Origin of the sequence: Klebsiella sp. V115_8 (assembly GCF_029967715.1) — a bacterium.
Taxonomy (GTDB): Bacteria; Pseudomonadota; Gammaproteobacteria; order Enterobacterales; family Enterobacteriaceae; genus Klebsiella; species Klebsiella quasipneumoniae.
In genome coordinates, this window is record NZ_JASCAR010000045.1 from 1 (window position 1) to 18,744 (window position 18,744).

General features: G+C 62.2%; 15 protein-coding genes. 7 read left to right on the top strand and 8 right to left on the bottom strand.

The window, feature by feature from the left end:
• Window positions 1–820: 820 nt before the first annotated feature.
• The 4 genes from QLG03_RS23290 to QLG03_RS23305 form a co-directional block, all read right to left on the bottom strand.
• Window positions 821–1,612: a MoaF C-terminal domain-containing protein gene (locus tag QLG03_RS23290; RefSeq protein ID WP_064157802.1), complete on the bottom strand. Its 792-nt coding sequence runs from the start codon at window positions 1,610–1,612 to the stop codon at window positions 821–823.
• A 25-nt stretch (window positions 1,613–1,637) separates the two neighbouring features.
• The gene (locus tag QLG03_RS23295) at window positions 1,638–2,414 is read right to left on the bottom strand and encodes an SDR family oxidoreductase (RefSeq protein ID WP_049013140.1); all 777 of its coding nucleotides are present in this window, start codon (window positions 2,412–2,414) and stop codon (window positions 1,638–1,640) included.
• 87 nt (window positions 2,415–2,501) lie between these two features.
• Window positions 2,502–4,235 (bottom strand): arylsulfatase, encoded by a 1,734-nt coding sequence (locus QLG03_RS23300; RefSeq protein WP_255988361.1) that lies wholly within the window; start codon window positions 4,233–4,235, stop codon window positions 2,502–2,504.
• Window positions 4,236–4,278: 43 nt separating this feature from the next.
• Complete coding sequence (locus tag QLG03_RS23305; protein ID WP_282473671.1) at window positions 4,279–5,466, bottom strand: anaerobic sulfatase maturase; 1,188 nt, start codon at window positions 5,464–5,466, stop codon at window positions 4,279–4,281.
• 425 nt (window positions 5,467–5,891) lie between these two features.
• On the opposite strand from QLG03_RS23305, the gene QLG03_RS23310 reads away from it, so the two are divergent.
• The 3 genes from QLG03_RS23310 to QLG03_RS23320 all read left to right on the top strand — a co-directional run bounded on the left by QLG03_RS23310 (window position 5,892) and on the right by QLG03_RS23320 (window position 8,998).
• Complete coding sequence (locus QLG03_RS23310) at window positions 5,892–6,575, top strand: LuxR family transcriptional regulator (protein ID WP_032454931.1); 684 nt, start codon at window positions 5,892–5,894, stop codon at window positions 6,573–6,575.
• 117 nt (window positions 6,576–6,692) lie between these two features.
• Window positions 6,693–7,886 (top strand): MFS transporter, encoded by a 1,194-nt coding sequence (locus QLG03_RS23315; protein ID WP_023288711.1) that lies wholly within the window; start codon window positions 6,693–6,695, stop codon window positions 7,884–7,886.
• Window positions 7,883–8,998: a class II histone deacetylase gene (locus tag QLG03_RS23320; protein WP_048334288.1), complete on the top strand. Its 1,116-nt coding sequence runs from the start codon at window positions 7,883–7,885 to the stop codon at window positions 8,996–8,998. The genes QLG03_RS23315 and QLG03_RS23320 overlap by 4 nt, the downstream gene beginning before the upstream one ends.
• A 6-nt stretch (window positions 8,999–9,004) precedes the next feature.
• Here the strand turns inward: QLG03_RS23320 and QLG03_RS23325 are convergent, their stop codons facing one another.
• The 4 genes from QLG03_RS23325 to QLG03_RS23340 all read right to left on the bottom strand — a co-directional run bounded on the left by QLG03_RS23325 (window position 9,005) and on the right by QLG03_RS23340 (window position 13,062).
• Window positions 9,005–9,598 (bottom strand): DUF3156 family protein, encoded by a 594-nt coding sequence (locus QLG03_RS23325; RefSeq protein WP_132134139.1) that lies wholly within the window; start codon window positions 9,596–9,598, stop codon window positions 9,005–9,007.
• Entirely contained in the window at window positions 9,576–11,075 is a 1,500-nt protein-coding gene (locus QLG03_RS23330; protein WP_032454960.1) for an APC family permease, read from the bottom strand. Before QLG03_RS23330 ends, QLG03_RS23325 begins: the two co-directional genes overlap by 23 nt.
• A gap of 306 nt (window positions 11,076–11,381) precedes the next feature.
• The gene (locus tag QLG03_RS23335; protein ID WP_002892824.1) at window positions 11,382–11,747 is read right to left on the bottom strand and encodes a cupin domain-containing protein; all 366 of its coding nucleotides are present in this window, start codon (window positions 11,745–11,747) and stop codon (window positions 11,382–11,384) included.
• A gap of 13 nt (window positions 11,748–11,760) precedes the next feature.
• Entirely contained in the window at window positions 11,761–13,062 is a 1,302-nt protein-coding gene (locus QLG03_RS23340) for an FAD-binding oxidoreductase (RefSeq protein WP_023288715.1), read from the bottom strand.
• A 159-nt stretch (window positions 13,063–13,221) separates the two neighbouring features.
• Here QLG03_RS23340 and QLG03_RS23345 point away from each other — a divergent pair, with 159 nt between their 5' ends.
• From QLG03_RS23345 to QLG03_RS23360, 4 genes are all read left to right on the top strand, one after another.
• Window positions 13,222–14,706, top strand: coding sequence for an aldehyde dehydrogenase family protein (locus QLG03_RS23345; RefSeq protein WP_032454961.1), 1,485 nt, complete (start codon window positions 13,222–13,224; stop codon window positions 14,704–14,706).
• 229 nt (window positions 14,707–14,935) lie between these two features.
• On the top strand, window positions 14,936–16,312 hold the full coding sequence (gene pheP / locus QLG03_RS23350; RefSeq protein WP_023288717.1) for a phenylalanine transporter: 1,377 nt from the start codon (window positions 14,936–14,938) through the stop codon (window positions 16,310–16,312).
• A gap of 187 nt (window positions 16,313–16,499) precedes the next feature.
• Entirely contained in the window at window positions 16,500–17,705 is a 1,206-nt protein-coding gene (locus QLG03_RS23355) for an MFS transporter (protein WP_255988355.1), read from the top strand.
• A 16-nt stretch (window positions 17,706–17,721) separates the two neighbouring features.
• Complete coding sequence (locus tag QLG03_RS23360) at window positions 17,722–18,744, top strand: sugar phosphate isomerase/epimerase (RefSeq protein ID WP_023288719.1); 1,023 nt, start codon at window positions 17,722–17,724, stop codon at window positions 18,742–18,744.

Sequence of the window (18,744 nt, forward strand, 5' to 3'; positions counted from 1 at the left end):
GGGTCGGGCCGAGGCAGCGTCCGTGCAAAACACGGCCCTCAGCCCGCATCCATGCGGGCTGCCCCGGCCTTCCGGGAGCGTCTCAGCGATTTTGAGGCCGCCAGCACCGGCAGTTTCAGCAACAATGGTGAATAAATTAACGACAGGTCGTACGAACGTAGGCCGGGTAAGGCGCAGCCGCTACCCGGCATAAAAGCGGCTCCGTGCCTGCTGTCATCGCCTGGTGGCGCTGCGCTTGCCGGGCCTACGAGGTATGAGCCTGTGAGAGGACCCCGCAGGCCGGGTAAGGCGCAGCCGCCACCCGGCATAAAAGCGGCTCTGTGCCTGCTGTCATCGCCCGGTGGCGCTGCGCTTGCCGGGCCTACGGGGTGTGAGCCAGTGAGAGGACCCCGCAGGCCGGGTAAGGCGCAGCCGCCACCCGGCATAAAAGCGGCTCCGTGCCCGCTATCATCGCCCGGCGGCGCTGCGCTTGCCGGGCCTACGAGGTGTCAGCCAGTGAGAGGACCCCGCAGGCCGGGTAAGGCGTAGCCGCCACCCGGCATAAAAACGGCTCCGTGCCTGCTGTCATCGCCCGGTGGCGCTGCGCTTACCGGGCCTACGAGGTATGAGCCTGTGAGAGGACCCCGTAGGCCGGGTAAGGCGGAGCCGCCACCCGGCATAAAAGTGGCTCCGTACCTGCTGTCATCGCCCGGTGGCGCTGCGCTTGCCGGGCCTACGATGTGTCAGCCTGTGAGAGGACCCCGTAGGCCGGGTAAGGCGCCAGCCGCCACCCGGCAATAGGACGGGCGTGGTGCCTGAAAGCGTGCCCGGCGGCGCCCCTTTATTCCTGATGGCGGGTGATGTTGAGGATCTTCGCGCTGGCGCCGACCGGGAAATTGCTGAGGGCGCCGAAGTCGCTGCCCTGATAGCCCATGATCTTGCCGTCGGTGCGCATTTGCTGAAGATCGATCAGGATCACCCCCAGCGTCGGAATGATTTTCTCGCGCCAGACAAACAGATAGAGATCCTCCGCCACCAGCACATAGTGGCAGCGGTCGACATCCGCCAGCCCCTTTTCCACGCCGTCCAGACACTGCCAGGCGTAAAAATTATCGTTGAGATAGATGTGCTCATAGCGCTCGGTCGGGCTGTAGGTGTACTGATTGCGCATGCCGACCAGCGCAGGAGTAAAGCCCGGCAGCGGCCCCGGCTGCGCATCCAGGCGGGCGAAGACAAAGCGCGCTTCTACCGCGGTCAGCGGCAGGCCTCGCTCCACCCGGCTGAAGGCGTCCAGCCGCGCGGCGGCTTCGTCCGGCAGCTGGCCATAGACCAGGGTAGCGTTGCGCTGCGTCAGGTTACATACCGCGCTGATGCTGGCGTTATCCCGCTCCGGGTCAAGGAAGTCGATAAACAGAATATCCGGGCGCAGGGCGGTCGCCCGCCAGGGGGCGCGCGTGCCGTTCCAGCTTAGCGTCTGCTCATCTTCGATGATCAGCTGCTGCGGCTCGCTCCCGGCGACATAAAAGGTAAAGCGCTCGCCTGCGGGCAGGCTGGCGGTGGCGAGTACATTACCGTGTGGCGCAAAACCATCGGCCAGCGCGCCGACCTGGATAAATACGGCTTCTGAAGTCATAGGGGCTCCTGAACAGAGTAGGGCGTTAGGCAAACGCCAGAGTGGGAACATCGACGATACTGGCGCCGCCGTCGGCGACCAGCGTAGCGCCGCTGATGATGGCGGCCTGCGGTGAACAGAGAAACTGACAGACCTCGGCTATCTCCTCGGGGCTGGCGGGTCGGCGCAGCGGAACGTCGCGACAGACCCGCTGATACGCCTCAGTCAGCGACAACCCTTCCGCCTGCATCAGCGGGAGCATCTCTTCATCCGCCATCGGCGTGGTGACCCAGCCGGGGCAGACGGCGTTGGCGCGCACCCCCTGCGGGCCGTAATCGCGGGCGACGGAGCGCATCAGGCCGATTAAGGCGTGTTTGGCGGTGACGTAGCCGCAGGCCTGCGGACCGGCGGCCAGCGAGGCGATGGAGGCGACAAACAGCACGTTGCCGCGGCGGGCAATCAGCGAGGGCAGGCAGGCGCGAACGCTGGCGAAGGCGCTGGTGAGATTGCCGTCCAGCGCCTCGCGCCACTGGCGGTCGCTGGTATCGGCGGCGGGGCTGTTGCCCATCCCGCCGGCGCTGCAGATGAGGACATCAATACCGCCGGCCTGGTCGAGAATGGCCGGCAGCAGCCGCTGGCGCCACGCCTCGCCGTCGGCGGCATCGCCCATCAGCGCCGTGGCGCCGGTCTCATCGGCGACCGCCCGCAATGGCGCCTCGCGCCGTCCGGTAATAAACACCCGGTCGCCCGCGGCGCGCATCAGCCGCGCGCAGGCGGCGCCAATTCCGGTTCCGCCGCCGGTGATCACCACGACTCTCGCCATTCGCTCTCTCCTGTAATGGGGTTTCCGGTTACCTTAAAAAGCGCGCCAGCTCCCGGCTATCGCCCGGAAGAACGATAGCCGGGTCGGTTAATGGAGCTCGCTCACCGGGATCGCCTGCGGCGCCGGAACCGGCTTCATGGTGGCGGGGTCGACCGCCAGATAGCGTCCGGTCTTGCTGTCGATACCGACGTAATCGATCATTTTGCCCTGCGCCCGGGTGACCATGGTGCGTCTGGCGAACGCCTCGTAGGCTTCGCTCATCGCTTTGACCCGATCGGGGTGTTGGGCCGCGACGTCATGAGTTTCCAGCGGATCGTCGTGCAGATTAAACAGCTGCCACGGCGCGTCGCCGGCGGTGAAGCCCCGCGGCACCAGCCGCCGCAGCTTCCATTCGCCATCGACCCACGCCGCCTGATGATGCAGCTCGACGCCGTAGTTCCCGCGCGGCGGCTGCTGCACTTCGCCGGTGAGATAGCGCTTAAAGCTGACGCCAATCATCGGCAGCACCGGCTTCTTCGCCAGCGATTTGTTCGGATCGATACCGGCGAATTCATACAGGGTCGGCGCCACGTCATACACCGCCATCGTCGAGGCGTCGATTTTACCGTGGCGGGTAATCCCGGGGCCGGCGATCATAAAGTCGGTGTTAATCCCGCCCTGAGCGCTGGTGGTTTTGTGATAGTTGGCGTAAGGGGCGTTGCTGACGTTGGCCCAGTGCGGGCCGTAGGAGACAAACGAGCCTTTGCGGCCAACGTTGTCATAGCTGTTGTCAAACTGCTTCCAGAATTCCGGGGTGGATTCGTAGTAGAAGCCCTGCGCCGGGTTGGCGCCGTTGTCGGTTAAGAACACCAGCAGGGTGTTTTTATCGCGACCGGTTTGCTTCAGCGTTTCCATCAGGGTGCCGATCTGCGCGTCCATATTGGCGATCATCGCCGCGTAGACCTGCATCACTTTCGCGGTATATTTCTGCTGCTCCGGGGTCAGCGCGTCCCACTCTTTATCCAGCTCAAGGTGCGGGAGCGGGGTGTTGTCCTGGATAATCCCCAGCGCTTTCAGGCGGGCGATACGCTGGCGATAGACCTCGGCGTAGCCCTGCTCATACTGGCCTTTGAAGCGCTTGATCCATTCGTCAGGCGCCTGCAGCGGGTCGTGCGGGGCGGTAAAGGCCAGCCAGGCGAAGACCGGTTGTTCCTGCGGCGTGTCTTTAATCCAGCTGTTCATCTGCCGGGCGTAGGCCTCGCTGGAGTAGAAATCGTCCGGCAGGGAGACGCGCTCGCCGTCGCGGGTGTAGTAGGTGTGAAACGCTTCAACGGTACCCAGCGGAATAGCGTCGTTAAAATGGCTGGTGCCGCCGCCCATAAAGGCGAAAGCGTGGTTAAAGCCGCGGTCCTTCGGCGTGGCGCCGGGAACAAAACCAAGGTGCCACTTGCCGGCCATCAGAGTGTTATACCCCGCGTCTTTAAAGCGCTCGGCCATGGTGGTGACGCGGTCGGTCAGCCGCAGCTCGTAGCCCTCCTTGCCAATAGTGCTGTCATACCACCACATGCCGCCCATCCCGGCCTGCTGGTTGCTGTTGCCGGTGAGCAGCATGGAGCGCGCCGGGGCCGACATCGGCGAGGTGTAATACTGGCTCATGCGCATCCCCTGCTCGGCCATCGCCTGCAGGTTGGGGGTGGGGATCTCGCCGCCGAAGGGGCTAATGTCCGAGTAGCCCATATCATCGGCGATAATGACGATGACGTTCGGACGCTCCTGCTGCGCGGCGTGCGCGCCGCCGGCGAGGATGACACTGACCGCCGCGGCCATGGCTGTTTTATTCACAACGGATTCTCCTGTTTCAAAGGGATAGCTTCAGAGCAACGGGTTACGCCGGATGCGCGGCCCCGACAAACGCGGCCCGCCAGGCTTGCAGCCCTTCAAGGTCGCGGGAAAAGGGGCGCACGGGCGCAAGAATTTCGCTAAAGAAGCGGTAGTAGCCGCCGCAGAGGCGGTTGTTGCCCGCGGCGTTGAGATGCGCCGGACAGCCGCCCTGGCAGACCATTTTGACCGCGCAGGTCTGGCATTCGCGGCGCAGGCTTTTCTGCTGACCGAAAGGCAGTTGCACCGAGGCGTCGACCGCGGCGGCGAGCGTCTGCTCATCGAGGCGGCCCAGCCGATGCTCGGCGTTGATCAGATGATCGCAGGCGTAGAGCTCTCCGTCGGGCTCCATCACCAGATTGCTGCCGCAGCGGGCGCTGTGCACGCAGCTGCCGCTGGTGTGGGTGAAGTACTGCGCCCACGCCTGCTCGATATTGATGACGAACACCCGCCCCTTGTCGCAGCGCTTCTGCCACTGCCGCCAGATGCCGACCATAAAACGCCCCCAGTTATCGGCGCTCAGCTGATAGCCCTCGCGCAGCGCTGCGCCTTCGCTCATCAGCGGCTGAAACTGCAGATAGCGCGCGCCGAGGCTGACCACCCGGTCATAAATCGCCGCCGCGTGCGCCGCCATCTCGTTATGCACCACCACCAGCAGGTTAAACTCCACCTGATGCTGGTGGAGAAGGTCGATGCCGCGCAGCGCCGCCGGCCAGGTGGCCCGGCCGCGTTTATCCGGACGATGCTGGTCCTGTAGCGCTTCGCTGCCTTCGAGGCTCAAGCCGATAATAAAGCGATGCTCGCGAAACAGCCGGCACCAGGCGTCGTTGAGCAGCGTGCCGTTGGTCTGCAGGCTGTTGCTGATGGTGACGCCGTCGGGGGCATAACGCGCCTGCAGGGCGAGCGCTTTTTTGTAGAAGCTCAGGCCGGCCAGCAGCGGCTCGCCGCCCTGCCAGACAAAGTTGATTTCCCGCGCGCCGGCGGGCTGGGCGGCGATATAGCGGCGGATAAACTGCTCCAGCCGCGCCTCGTCCATCTTGTTGACCGGCGTTTCATCCTGCGGGTAATAGCAGTAGCGGCAGGCGAGATTGCAGGCGGGGCCAATCGGCTTCATCAGAATATGAAACGGCACCGGCGAGCGCGGCTCAGCGGCCAGCGGAATTTGCTGCTGGCGCAGGGCGGTGATATTCAGCATCGGCTTATCCTCGGTTAATGACCGGCGCTGTTGATATTATTTTGGCAACAGCGGGTCAGGCGTAATCACATGATTAAGCCGCGGCGAAAATTAATTGCATCCTGTTAGAGGTATAAGTGAAAAAAAACAGAAATCCATCGTTCTTAAGGATGAGAGAGACGCGTCCGGGATAGGATTTTTTTATCACCAGGGGCCTGTCCGCCGGGTGTTAATCTTTTTTGTTTATTTTTTAACGCCGCTATCGTAAAGCATGGCGGGTGTGTTTTTTAAATGCTTTATATAACAATGGATTGCTGAAAATTTTGTAACGGCTATCACACTGTTAATATGTTAATGATTGTGTTACTTAAATGTGAAATGTATGCTTCAATAATCGGTAGTCATTCATGTGTCATGTACCAGCACCTCGACGGGGAGGCCCTATCATGTCTGCTTTGTTAAAAGCCAGCCGTAATGATGCGATAATAGCCCGTTGTTTACAGACTATTTCCCAGTTAATTCCACTGTCTTCGGCGGTATTTTATCGAGTAAATAATCGGTTAAAACCCGAAAACTATATATTGCATAATATTTCTGATAATACGCACCAACAATATCTGGAAAACTTCCAGCCGCTGGATCCGTTGCTGCCGTCGCGCTTTAGCCACCAGAACACCACCATGGCGGCGATGACGCCGCGGCTCTGCGACCGCAACCGGCATTATTATCATGAATTTATGTTGCCGAATAATGTGCGCGACATGACCGAGATCTTTATTCGCCGCGAGCGGCGGATCGTCGCCGGTATCTCGCTGATGCGCGACGTGCCTTTCTCCAGCGAAGAGCGTCATCGGGCCCAGGCGGTGCTGCCGCTGGTGGAGCTGGCGATCCGCGACTGCCTGCAGGACGAAGATGACCTGCCCGCCATCCTGACGGCCAAAGAGCGGGAAATCGTCGGCATGGTGCGCGAAGGGGCCAGCAATAAGCTGATTGCCCGCCGGCTGGATATCTCGCTCTCGACGGTGAAAACGCACCTGCGCAATATTTTCGCCAAGACCGAAGTGGTCAATCGTACTGAACTCGTTTCCCGAACCTGGATGCCGGCCGCTCAGCGTACGCTGCATCTGTGATCTGACTATCGCATCCCGCGCGCGCCGTGGCAGCACGGCGTTTTCCTGATGCCTGTGGGTATCACTCCCTGGAGACCCCTCCGGGGGGAGGCTTTTTTGACCGGAGCACGCCCTACGATGTCAAGTACCCCTCTCACTGAACATGCGCTTTCCCGGCCCGCCGGGCTGGTCGTGTCCCTGCGTTTGCTGGCGGCGATTGTGATTTTCGCCGCAATTGCGCCAGGTATTCTGATGACCGCGCCGGCGGTGGCGGCGCAGCTGGCCAGCGAATGGCAGCTAAAACCCGGCCAGATCGGCTGGTTGTTCTCGGCGGAACTGGGGGCGATGAGCCTGGCGACGCTGCCGGCGTGGTGGTGGATGAGTCGCCTCGACTGGCGGCGGGTCGCCCTGACGGCCGGGGTTGTGTTTCTGACAGCCAATCTCGCCTCGGCGGCGGTGACCCAGTATGAGACGCTGCTGGCGGTGCGCTTTCTCGCCTCGCTGGCGGGCGGCACGCTGATGATTCTGTGCATCAGCTGCGCGGCGGGAACCTCGAACCCGTCGCGAGTCTATGCCTTCTGGGTGCTTGGGCAACTGCTGCTGGGGATGCTTGGCCTGCTGGTGCTGCCCGGGCTGTTTGCCAGCTTTGGCCTCAAGGTGGTCTATCTGATCCTCGCCGCCATTATGCTCTGCTGCCTGCCGCTGGTGTCGGCTTTCCCGCCGCGCTTTCAACCGTTGTCCGTCTCGCGCCAGCAGCCGCCGACGGCGCTGTGGCGTCAGGCGCTGGCGGTCCTCGCGGTGCTGACCTTCTATATCAGCCTTAGCGCGGTGTGGACCTTTATCGGCACCCTCGGCGCGGCGGCGGGCCTGAGCCCGACGCAGGTCGGCCTGGTGCTGGCGGCGGCGACGGTGTGCGGCATTATCGGCGCGGGGGGCGCGGCCCTGCGCGGCACCCGCCGGGCCGATCGTTTGCCGGTGTGGCTGGGCTACGGCCTGCTGATCCTCAGCGTCGGGCTGCTGATCGGCCAGCCGCTGCTGGCGCGCTACGCCATCGCGGCGCTGCTGTTTAAGTTCACCTGGACCTTCGTGCTGCCCTTTATTCTCGCCCGCGTCGCCGGGCTCGATAACAACGGCCGACTGATGAACAGCATTAATCTGGTGATCGGCGGCGGCATGGCGGCCGGTCCGGCATTAGCCGGGGCTTTACTGCAGCATTTTGCCAGCGCCGATCCGCTGCTGCTGGCGGCAGGGGGCTGCGCGCTGCTGTCACTGATTTTGATTGCGGCGGCGTCGGCCGCCGGCAAAGGCTTAGCCAACGGGAGGATAGAGTGAAAAGAAAAACCGGTTTCTTCTTTGATGAACGTTGTTTCTGGCACAGTACCGGTCTGCACGCGGTGACGCTGCCGGTGGGCGGGTGGGTGCAACCGCCCGCCGGCGGCGGTCATGCCGAATCGCCGGAGACCAAACGGCGGATGAAAAACCTCATGGACGTCTCCGGGCTGACGCCGCAGCTGGCGCTGCGCAGCGCGGCGCCGGCAAGCCTTGCGGACCTGCGGCGGATCCATCCCGACAGCTATCTTGAGCGCTTCAAGGCGATAAGCGATAACGGCGGCGGCATGCTGGGCAAAGAGGCGCCGTTGGGGCCGGGCAGTTATGAAATCGCCTGTCTCTCCGCCGGACTGGCCTGCGCGGCGGTGGAAGCGGTGCTGAAGGGCGAGCTGGATAATGCCTATTCGCTGTCGCGGCCGCCCGGACACCACTGCCTGCCGGACCAGTCGATGGGCTTCTGTTTCCTCGCCAATATTCCGATTGCCGTCGAGCGGGCGAAAGCGCTGCTGGGGCTCGGCAAGGTGGCGATCATTGACTGGGACGTTCATCACGGCAACGGCACCCAGCATATCTACCTGCAGCGCGACGACGTGCTGACCATCTCCTTGCATCAGGACGGTTGCTTCCCACCCGGTTATGCCGGTGAGGACGATCGCGGCGCTGGCGCGGGCGAAGGTTACAACATCAATATTCCGCTGCTGGCCGGGGCGGGGGACGATAGCTGGCGCTATGCGCTGGAAACCATCGTTATTCCGGCGCTGGCGCGTTTTGAGCCGGAGCTGATTATTATCGCCTGCGGCTATGATGCCAACGCCATGGACCCGCTGGCGCGGATGCAGCTGCACAGCGACAGCTTCCGGGCGATGACCGGGCTGGTGCAGCAGGCGGCGGATCGTCTGTGCGGCGGGAAACTGGTGATGGTGCACGAGGGCGGCTACGCCGAATCCTACGTGCCGTTCTGCGGCCTGGCGGTGATGGAAGCCCTGAGCGGCATTCGCACCGCGGTCCAGGATCCGCTGCTGGACTTTATTCAGCAGCAGCAGCCGCGGGCGGAGTTTGCGCAGTTCCAGAGGCAGGCCATCGATCGGCTGGCGCAACGGTTTGGCCTGCAGTAAACCGGCTCAGCTTCCCCGCTGTGATGGCGGGGAAGAAAATGCTTTCTCATCTACGATTTCACCGCGCATCCACTGACTGACTGCCTGAACGATCATCGCCAGCACGCTGAGCAGCAGCATCCGCTGCTGCGCTTCCAGCCGCAGATAACGGCGCAGCGGCGGCATTTTACAGACCACTTCGCTGGCGGCCCAGGGTTCAATACTGCAGCGCCAGCCGTTACCGTCAAAGGTCAACGAAAAGCGGCGGTAGTCCAGTTCGCTTAGGGTCTGCTGGAGATTAGGAAACCCGTTGAGATAGCCGGCGAGTTCCTCGCTGCCTTTGCCGCCGATAAAGCGGATCGGCTGGCGTTTCCACCAGCCGGATTGATGGGCGCGAATGTGACCGCGCACGGGCCGGGTGACCGGCCCTGCGACGACAAATTCGCAGCTGTGAATGCTGGCCATAAACAGCCGCTTCTGACGCACGCTGAAGGTGACGGCGGTGGCGTCGTTCAATCGCAGCAGCGCGCTGCGCTCGCTCAGCTTTTCGCAGGGCCAGCCGGCCAGATCGCGCTGTACCGCGTTCATTAACGGCGTCTCAAACCAGGGGACGGAGGACATCTGGCGTCATCTCCCCGCGGGTCTGTTTTTCGTAGTTGCTGATGGCGCGGTCGACCACCTCTTCCACCACCAGCGGCTTGAACGGATTGACGCGCTGTACGCACACCGTCCAGAACAGGGCGTAGGCGGCGGTCAGGCCGAGCATAATGCCGAACGGCACCAGCACCTGGCGGCTGTCCATCCCCGGCGGGGTGATATTGACGATAGCGATGATAATTCCGACGCTGGAGATAATCTGCGGCAGCGGGAACCACGGCGAGCGGTAGGCGCGCGGCAGGTCCGGGCGGCGAATGCGCAGCATCACCACCGACAGAGTAACCAGCAGATAGGCGACGCCCCAGGCGCAGACCGCGGCGAGGATCAGCGGCACAATGCGGTCCAGATCGCCGTTCAGATACCAGGCGTGCAGGCAGGGGATCGCCACCCCGATGGCGATGGCGATCACCGGCGTTTTAAAGCGCGGATGCAGCCAGGTCAGGAAGCGGGGCAGCGCGCCGTCCAGCGCCATACCGTAAATAATGCGCGGTACCGCGGCCATCAGCGTATTGATGGTGGCGCAGCCCGCCAGCAGCAGCCCGACCCCCAGCCAGTACTGGCCGGCGTGGCCCATCACCCGCTCGGCAAAGGCCGGGATCGCCATCGGCGTATCCAGCAGATGGACGTTGTTGGCCGCGTCGAGCACGGTGTTCTCCACCTGGCGGTTGATCGCCGCCCCGTAGATAAACATGCAGCTGGCGACCCCCAGAAGGCCCAGCGCCATCGCCCGCGGAATGGTACGGTGAGCCTGTTTGATCTCCGGCGCCATCGGCGTCACCAGTTCGCAACCGACGAACATAAACATCGCCATGCCGATATAGCCGAACAGGCCATGGATATCGCTGACGTTCAGCGGCGTGCCGAACCAGCCGGAAAGATGGGTGACCGGCGCCATAAAAATGCCGCACAGGCCGAAAATGGTCAGCGTGGTCCACATGCCGAAAGTCAGCACCACTTCGACCTTGCCGAAGATTTCCACGCCGATGGCGTTCAACAGGCCGAAAACCACCACCATGCCGACGCCCACCATCCAGGTGTTCTGGTGAGCGGCCATCTGGGCGTTGATCGATTCGAAGTTCACCAGCGCCATAATGCCGGCCAGGATCGTCTCCGCCGTCCCGGCGAAAATATGCACGATCAGATAGGCGCACAGCGCGCCGGTGATGGCGAAGAAGCGTCCCATGCCGCAGGAGATATAGTCGTACACCGAACCGGTGGTGGGAATGAGCGTCGCCGCCTCGGCAAAGGTGGTGACCTGCGCCTGCATCATAATAAAGGCCAGCAGCACCGCCAGCGCGAAGGTATCACCCCCCATGCCGAAGCCGCTGGTCACCGTCAGGATCACCGGGCTGGCCATAATCAGCCCGACGGAGCTGGCGAGAGTGGTCGGGAAGCCGACGACCCCGCGCTCAAGATGGCTGGCAAGTCTGTTACTAAACATAGTCAACCTCTGCACAATAGTGGGGGAGGGCAGGGAATAGCCAGCGCCACTCCCGGATAGTCATAATTTAGGCGGGCATCCTGCTCAACGAATATCGTCCGGAAGGTGGAGGGCGGCGCATGATTCTGTGACGCCGTCGATGAATGTGAGGGTGGATAAACAACATGACCCCGAAAACCGGGGCCATCCGTCTTGCCACATTGCGCCTGTTTCTGCCGGGTGGCGGCTGGCGCCTGACCCGGCCTGGCGACGGCATTCGTCCTCCCGGCCCGGGCAAGCGCAGCGCCGCCGGGCAGTATCAGCGCGTTAGCGCGTCTCGACGTTCGCCAGGTAGTGCTTCACAAATCGCGGCGTCAGGATTTTCCACTCCACTTCGGTACCCTGTTTAACAAACCAGCTGTCGCCCGGCGCAAAGCGCTGCGGCTCGCCGCCAGCGACGGTCAGCTCCACTTCGCCTTCCAGCACGGTGGCGTGTTCGGTAAACGGATAGGTCATGGTAAAGCTCCCCTCAGTGGACGAAAACAGTCCGCAGGTAAAGGCATCCTGCGGCTCGCCGTAGATCATCGCCCCGGCCACCTGCGGGTCGCCGGCGGTCGGCGTCGCGCCGAGCAGGCTGACGCTGCCGATTGGCTGCAGGTCGGGCACCGGGTGTTTAAGTTTAAAAGCGTGCATAGCGTTCTCCTGGTTAACTCCGGCCTTTCCAGAAACCGGCGGTTTGATGCATCAGTTTTCCGGCGGTGACTAATAGCAAGCGCAGGCTGTCACGGCCGTGGATGGTCGCGTGGGGGATGCTGCTCAGCAGACGATAGCGGTCGGAACCGCCGTTGATCCCTTCGGCGAGGATTTTGCACACGATGTGCGATGGGGTGACGCCGAAGCCGGAGTACCCCTGGACGTAAAAGACGTTGTTGTGATCGCGTAGGGTGCCGATCTGCGGGAACAGGTTGGCGCTACAGGCCATCGGCCCGCCCCAGGCGAAATCGATCTTCACATCCTTCAAATAGGGGAAGACCTCCGCCAGCAGGGTGCGGTTCCAGGCGGCGAAATCGTTCGGCGTATACTCCACAAAGCGGGTGGCGCTGCCGAACAGCAGGCGGTTTTCCCGGGTGACGCGGTAATAATTAATCACCGGGCGAATATCGCTGAAGGCGCCGCGCAGCGGGCTGATGCGCTCGATCAGTTCATCGGAGAGCGGCTCGGTCGATACCTGGTAGGAGTAAGTGACCAGCGTTTTGTTGTAGATCTCCGGCTCCATATTGTTGAGGAAGCTGTCGCAGGCCCACAGCAGCTTGGCGGCTTTGACGCTGCCCATCGCGGTCCGTACCCGCACCTGTTTGCCGTAATTCACCTCCACCACCGGCGAGGATTCGAAGATCTTCACCCCCAGCGAATGGGCGGCCTGCGCCGAGCCGAGGAGCATATTGAGCGAATGGATCTGCCCGCCGCCCATATGTTTCAGCGCGCCGCAGTAGACCTCGGAGCCGACCACCTGCTGCACCTCTTTCCCGGTATACAGTTCGATATCTTCATCCGGGGTGGCGGCCTTAAACTCTTTCTCCCACTGGCGCAGCGTTTTGAGCTGCCGCTGGTTATAGGCGAGGTAGCCGTAGCCGGGGACGAAATCGGCGTCGATGTTGTATTTGCGGATGCGCTCGCGAATGATGCCTGCGCCGAGGTTGGCGATTTTAAACAGCGTCTCCAGCCCCTCTTTGCCGACGTGCTTTTTTACCGCTTCGATATCGTGACCGATACCGGCCATCACCTGGCCGCCGTTGCGCCCGGTGCCGCCGTAGCCGAGATGGCGCGCTTCCAGCACCACCACGTTAGTGATGCCCTGTTCCGCCAGCTCAAGGGCGGTGTTAATGCCGGAGAAGCCGCCGCCGATAATCACCACGTCGGCTTCAATATCTTCCCGCAGCGCCGGAAAATGGAGGTGGTATTTCTTCGTCGCGCCGTAGTAGTTCAGCGCATCGATTTTGATGTTCATCGCGTTACCCTGTGGTCTTGCCTCGCTCAAGTTCCTCATCACAGCACGCCGCGCGGGCGTTGAATATCGTCCGGAAGAATGACGTTCTTTAGAACGATGGGCGGCGGCGGGAAGCCGTGCTGTGATGGGCCAACGTTGCTGAAAAAACGGGTACTGACGATGAGCGAGATAACCTTACTGGCGGAAGTGACCGCCTTTTTACGCCAGCCGCACGGGCAGTTTATCGCCGGTGAGCGAGAGGCGGGCCGCGGCGCGCCGTTTGCGGTGATCAACCCGGCCACCGGGCGGGCGATCGCCGAGGTCACCGCGGCGGATAGCGACCAGGCGGACCGCGCGGTAGAGAGCGCCCGCCAGGCGTTTAGTCAGTGGCGCGAAATGCCGACGCTGGCGCGCGGAACCTTGCTGCTGAAGCTGGCGGATGCCCTGGCTGAGCATCGCGAAGCGCTGGCGCAGCTGGAAAGTCTCTGCTCCGGTAAGACCATCACCCTGGCGCGGATGTTAGAGCTGGATCAATCGGTCGCGTTCCTGCGCTACTTCGCCGGCTGGGCGGGTAAGGTGACCGGCGAAACGCTGGATGTGTCGCTGCCGTCGATGGCCGGGGAGAAATATACCGCCTTCACCCGCCGCCAGCCGCTGGGGGTGGTGGTGGGCATCGTGCCGTGGAACTTCTCCATCATGATTGCCGTCTGGAAGCTGGCGGCGGCCCTGGTCTGCGGCTGCACCATCGTCCTCAAGCCGAGTGAGTATACGCCGCTGACGCTGCTGCGCGTGGCGGAGCTGGCGAAAGCGGTGGGTATTCCGGACGGGGTGATTAACGTGGTCAACGGCGCCGGCGGCGAGATTGCTCAGCGGCTGATTACTCATCCGGCCTGCGCCAAGGTGAGCTTCACCGGCTCGGTGGCTACCGGCGAGAAAGTCCAGCAGTCGGCTGGCGCTTTCGGTAAACGGGTCACCCTTGAGCTGGGGGGCAAAAACGCCGCGCTGTTTCTTGACGACCTGACGCCGGAGGCGATGGTCAACGGCATTCTTGAAGCCGGCTACCTGAACCAGGGGCAGATTTGCGCCGCCGCGGAGCGCTTTTATCTGCCGCAGGGCAAACTGGATGCGGTGCTGGCGCTGCTGAAAGAAAGACTCAGCGCCTTCGCGCCGGGATCGCCGCTGGATGAGCGCACGCTGATGGGGCCGCTGGCCAACCGCCAGCAGCATGAAAAAGTATTGCGGCTCATTCAGACCGCACGCGACGAGGGCGATACCATCGTCTGCGGCGGCGAAGCCCTGCCGGGGGAGGGCTATTTCCTGCAGCCGACGGCGGTCAAAGTGCGCAGTGAAGAGAGCACCCTGATGCGCGAGGAGACCTTCGGCCCGGTGTGCAGCTTTATCGGCTATCACAGTGAAGACGAGGCGCTGGCGCGGATGAATGCCTCGCCGTATGGCCTGGCGGCCAGCGTCTGGTCGGATAATATTCGCCTGGCGCTGCGCTACTCGGAGGCGATAGACGCCGGCATCGTGTGGGTCAATATGCATACCTTCCTCGACCCGGCGGTGCCGTTCGGCGGCATGAAGGGCTCGGGCATCGGGCGCGAATTCGGCAGCGCGTTTATCGATGACTACACGGAGCTGAAGTCGGTGATGGTGCGATATTAAGTTTTCCTGACCGGGATACAGGCGTCTGCGTAGGGCCGGTAAGCTCAGCGCCAGCGGGCAAAGAGAGCGGGTAGTCACCGCGTATGTGCCGGACGACGACGCCTTGCCCGGCCTGGGATCGTGCAAGCGTGGGGGGGAATCTAGCCGCCGCCATAGCCCCACGCAACTTGCGACAATCCCCCCTAAGTGATAAAAGGTGCCCCTTCGCAAAAACACACAGGGGAACGACGTGAAAGACGCGTCAACGTCGTCGGATGCCGTAGAAGAGAGCGGCCCGACGCTTCATCGCGGTTTACAGAACCGACACATTCAACTTATCGCCCTTGGCGGCGCGATTGGCACCGGCCTGTTTCTCGGCATTGGTCCGGCGATTCAAATGGCTGGCCCGGCGGTCTTGCTGGGCTACGCGGTGGCCGGGATTGTCGCTTTTCTGATCATGCGCCAGCTGGGCGAGATGGTGGTGGAAGAGCCGGTATCCGGCTCCTTTGCCCACTTTGCCTACAAATACTGGGGCCCGTTCGCCGGCTTCCTGTCCGGCTGGAACTACTGGGTGATGTTCGTGCTGGTGGGAATGGCGGAGCTGACCGCCGCCGGGATCTACATGCAGTACTGGCTGCCCGACGTTCCGACCTGGATCTGGGCGGCGGCCTTCTTCCTCATTATTAACGCCGTCAACCTGGTCAACGTGCGCCTGTATGGCGAAGCGGAGTTCTGGTTCGCGCTGATAAAAGTGCTGGCGATTATCGGCATGATTGCCTTTGGCCTGTGGATGCTGTTTGGCGGCCACGGCGGCAGCAAGGCGGGTTTCGACAACCTGTGGAAGCACGGCGGTTTCTTCGCCACCGGCTGGCACGGTCTTATCCTGTCGCTGGCGGTGATCATGTTCTCCTTCGGCGGGCTGGAGCTTATCGGCATCACCGCCGCGGAAGCGCAAAATCCGGAAAAGAGCATTCCGAAAGCGGTCAACCAGGTGGTTTATCGTATCCTGCTGTTCTATATCGGTTCGCTGGTGGTGCTGCTGGCGCTCTACCCGTGGGTGGAGATCAAATCCGATAGCAGCCCGTTTGTGATGATTTTCCATCATCTCGACAGCAACCTGGTGGCGTCCGCGCTGAACTTCGTCATTCTGGTGGCTTCGCTGTCGGTGTATAACAGCGGCGTGTACTCCAACAGCCGGATGCTGTTCGGCCTGTCGGTGCAGGGCAATGCGCCGACCTTCCTCGCCCGCGTCAGCAAGCGAGGCGTGCCGGTGAACTCTCTGCTGCTCTCGGGGATTATCACCTCGCTGGTGGTGGTGCTGAACTACCTGCTGCCGCATGAAGCGCTGGGACTGCTGATGGCCCTGGTGGTGGCGACGCTGCTGCTGAACTGGATCATGATCTGTATGGCGCATCTGAAGTTCCGCGCCGCCCAGCGCCGCAAAGGGCGTGAGTCGAAGTTTAAAGCGCTGCTGGCGCCCGCCAGCAACTACTTCTGCATTGCTTTCCTTGGGCTGATTCTGGCGCTGATGTGCACGATCGACGGGATGCGCCTGTCGGCGATCCTGCTGCCGGTGTGGATCCTGTTCCTGTTTATCGCCTTCAAACTGCTGCGCCGCCCGGCGTAAGCGAGATGCCCCGCCGTCCGGCGGGGCTGCCTGCCTTTTTATTGTGATCCTCTTCGCAGGTGGCGCATTTGCCTGGCGATCTTCTTTTTGTAATCGATTACTTTTGTGTTGAGCGATTTTGTAATCGATTACTTTTCTGAGGGCGAGCAACATGGTCACAACAACAGAAGGTCGGGAAAGTGTCCGCGTGAGCCACCGTTTTCTGGTGCCGCGGCTGTCGTTAATGATGTTTATGCAGTTCTTTATCTGGGGCAGCTGGTCGGTGACCCTGGGGCTGGTCATGACCCGCTATGAGATGTCATTGCTGATCGGCGATGCGTTCTCCGCCGGGCCGATCGCCTCCATCCTGTCTCCCTTTGTGCTGGGGATGCTGGTGGATCGCTTTTTCGCCTCGCAGAAGGTGATGGCGGTGATGCACCTGGCCGGGGCGGCGATCCTGTGGTTTGTCCCCCAGGCGCTGGTGGCGCAGAACGGCGCGCTGCTGATTGGCCTGCTGTTCGGCTATACGCTGTGCTACATGCCGACCCTGGCGCTGACCAACAATATCGCCTTCCACAGCCTGGCTAACGTCGATAAAACCTTTCCGGTGGTCCGCGTGTTCGGCACCATCGGCTGGATTATCGCCGGGATCTGCATCGGGGTGACCGGCATCTCTGACACCACCGGCATCTTCACCCTGGCGGCGCTCTGTTCGGTGGCGCTGGCGATCTACAGCCTGACGCTGCCCCACACCCCGGCGCCGGCCAAAGGCATGCCGGTTCAGTTTCGCGATCTGCTGTGCGCGGACGCCTTCGCGCTGCTGAAAACGCGCCATTTCCTGATTTTCTCTCTCTGCGCCACCTTAATTTCCGTGCCGTTAGGCACCTATTACGCCTATACCGCGTCGTATCTGGCGGATGCCGGCGTTAAGGATGTCAGCACCGCGATGTCCTTCGGCCAGGTGTCAGAGATCGTCTTTATGCTGGTGATCCCGCTGCTGTTCCGTCGCCTCGGGGTGAAATACATGCTGCTTATCGGCATGGCGGCGTGGTTTGTGCGCTATGCCTTTTTCGCCCTCGGCGTCAGCGAAGAGGGGCGCTTCCTGCTCTATCTCGGCATTTTGCTGCACGGCGTGTGCTATGACTTTTTCTTTGTCGTCGGCTTTATCTACACCGACCGCGTGGCGGGCGAGAAGGTCAAAGGCCAGGCGCAGAGCATGATTGTGATGTTCACCTACGGGATCGGCATGCTGCTGGGCTCGCAGATCTCCGGCGCGCTGTATAACCATCTGGTGGCCGGGCAGAGCGTGCCGCAGGCCTGGGTGACCTTCTGGTGGATCCCGGCGGTGGCCGCCGCGGTTATCGCGCTGATTTTCCTTTTCTCTTTCCAGTACAACGAGAAAGAGCCGCACTAATTTTTCAGGAGGGGGTATGAAAACGATTAAGGGACCGGGCATTTTTCTGGCGCAGTTTATCGGCCCGCAGGCGCCGTTCAACACGCTGGAGGGGGTGGCGCAGTGGGCCGCCGGCCTCGGGTACAAGGCATTGCAGATCCCCTGCAACCACCCGGCGATTTTCGATGTCGAGCGGGCGGCGGCGAGCCAGACCTACTGCGACGAGGTCAGTGGTGTCCTAGCGGAGCATGGGCTGGCGATCAGCGAGCTGTCCACCCACCTTGAAGGACAGCTGGTGGCGGTGCATCCGGCGTATGACGCGGCGTTTGACGCCTTTGCTCCGGCGGCGCTGCATGGCGATCCGCAGGCGCGCCAGCGCTGGGCGGTGGAGAAGGTCAAGCAGGCGGCGGTGGCCTCCGGTCGCCTGGGGCTGAAGGCCCATGCGACCTTTTCCGGGGCGCTGGCATGGCCCTTTTTTTATCCATGGCCGCCGCATAATCAGCCGCTTCTGGATGAGGCCTTTGCCGAGCTGGCCCGGCGCTGGCGGCCGCTGCTGGACCTCTTCGACGAGCAGGGCGTCGACGTCTGCTACGAGATCCACCCCGGCGAAGACCTGCATGATGGCGTGACCTTTGAGCGTTTTCTCGCGCGGGTGGATAACCATCCGCGCTGCAATATGCTCTATGACCCGAGCCACCTGCATCTGCAGCAGATGGATTACCTGACCTATATCGATATCTATCATTCGCGAATTAAAGCGTTTCACGTCAAGGACGCCGAATTTCGCCGCAACGGGCGCAATGGCGTCTACGGCGGCTATCAGCCCTGGCAGCAGCGGGCTGGCCGTTTCCGCTCTCCCGGCGACGGGCAGATCGACTTCAAAGGGGTGTTCAGTAAGCTGACCGAATATGATTTTGACGGCTGGGCGGTGCTGGAATGGGAGTGCTGCCTGAAGGACGCCGAGACCGGCGCGCGCGAGGGCAGCGAGTTTATTCGTCGCCATATCATTCCCGTTGCCGGGCGGGCCTTCGATGACTTTGCCGCCGGCGGGAGGGAATAA

Excerpts from the sequence above, each read along its gene's own strand:
- QLG03_RS23290 (WP_064157802.1), bottom strand. The coding sequence starts at position 1,612 with ATGACTTCAGAAGCCGTATTTATCCAGGTCGGCGCGCTGGCCGATGGT.
- QLG03_RS23295 (WP_049013140.1), bottom strand. The coding sequence starts at position 2,414 with ATGGCGAGAGTCGTGGTGATCACCGGCGGCGGAACCGGAATTGGCGCC.
- QLG03_RS23305 (WP_282473671.1), bottom strand. The coding sequence starts at position 5,466 with ATGCTGAATATCACCGCCCTGCGCCAGCAGCAAATTCCGCTGGCCGCT.
- QLG03_RS23310 (WP_032454931.1), top strand. The coding sequence starts at position 5,892 with ATGTCTGCTTTGTTAAAAGCCAGCCGTAATGATGCGATAATAGCCCGT.
- QLG03_RS23315 (WP_023288711.1), top strand. The coding sequence starts at position 6,693 with ATGTCAAGTACCCCTCTCACTGAACATGCGCTTTCCCGGCCCGCCGGG.
- QLG03_RS23325 (WP_132134139.1), bottom strand. The coding sequence starts at position 9,598 with ATGTCCTCCGTCCCCTGGTTTGAGACGCCGTTAATGAACGCGGTACAG.
- QLG03_RS23330 (WP_032454960.1), bottom strand. The coding sequence starts at position 11,075 with ATGTTTAGTAACAGACTTGCCAGCCATCTTGAGCGCGGGGTCGTCGGC.
- QLG03_RS23335 (WP_002892824.1), bottom strand. The coding sequence starts at position 11,747 with ATGCACGCTTTTAAACTTAAACACCCGGTGCCCGACCTGCAGCCAATC.
- QLG03_RS23340 (WP_023288715.1), bottom strand. The coding sequence starts at position 13,062 with ATGAACATCAAAATCGATGCGCTGAACTACTACGGCGCGACGAAGAAA.
- QLG03_RS23345 (WP_032454961.1), top strand. The coding sequence starts at position 13,222 with ATGAGCGAGATAACCTTACTGGCGGAAGTGACCGCCTTTTTACGCCAG.
- QLG03_RS23360 (WP_023288719.1), top strand. The coding sequence starts at position 17,722 with ATGAAAACGATTAAGGGACCGGGCATTTTTCTGGCGCAGTTTATCGGC.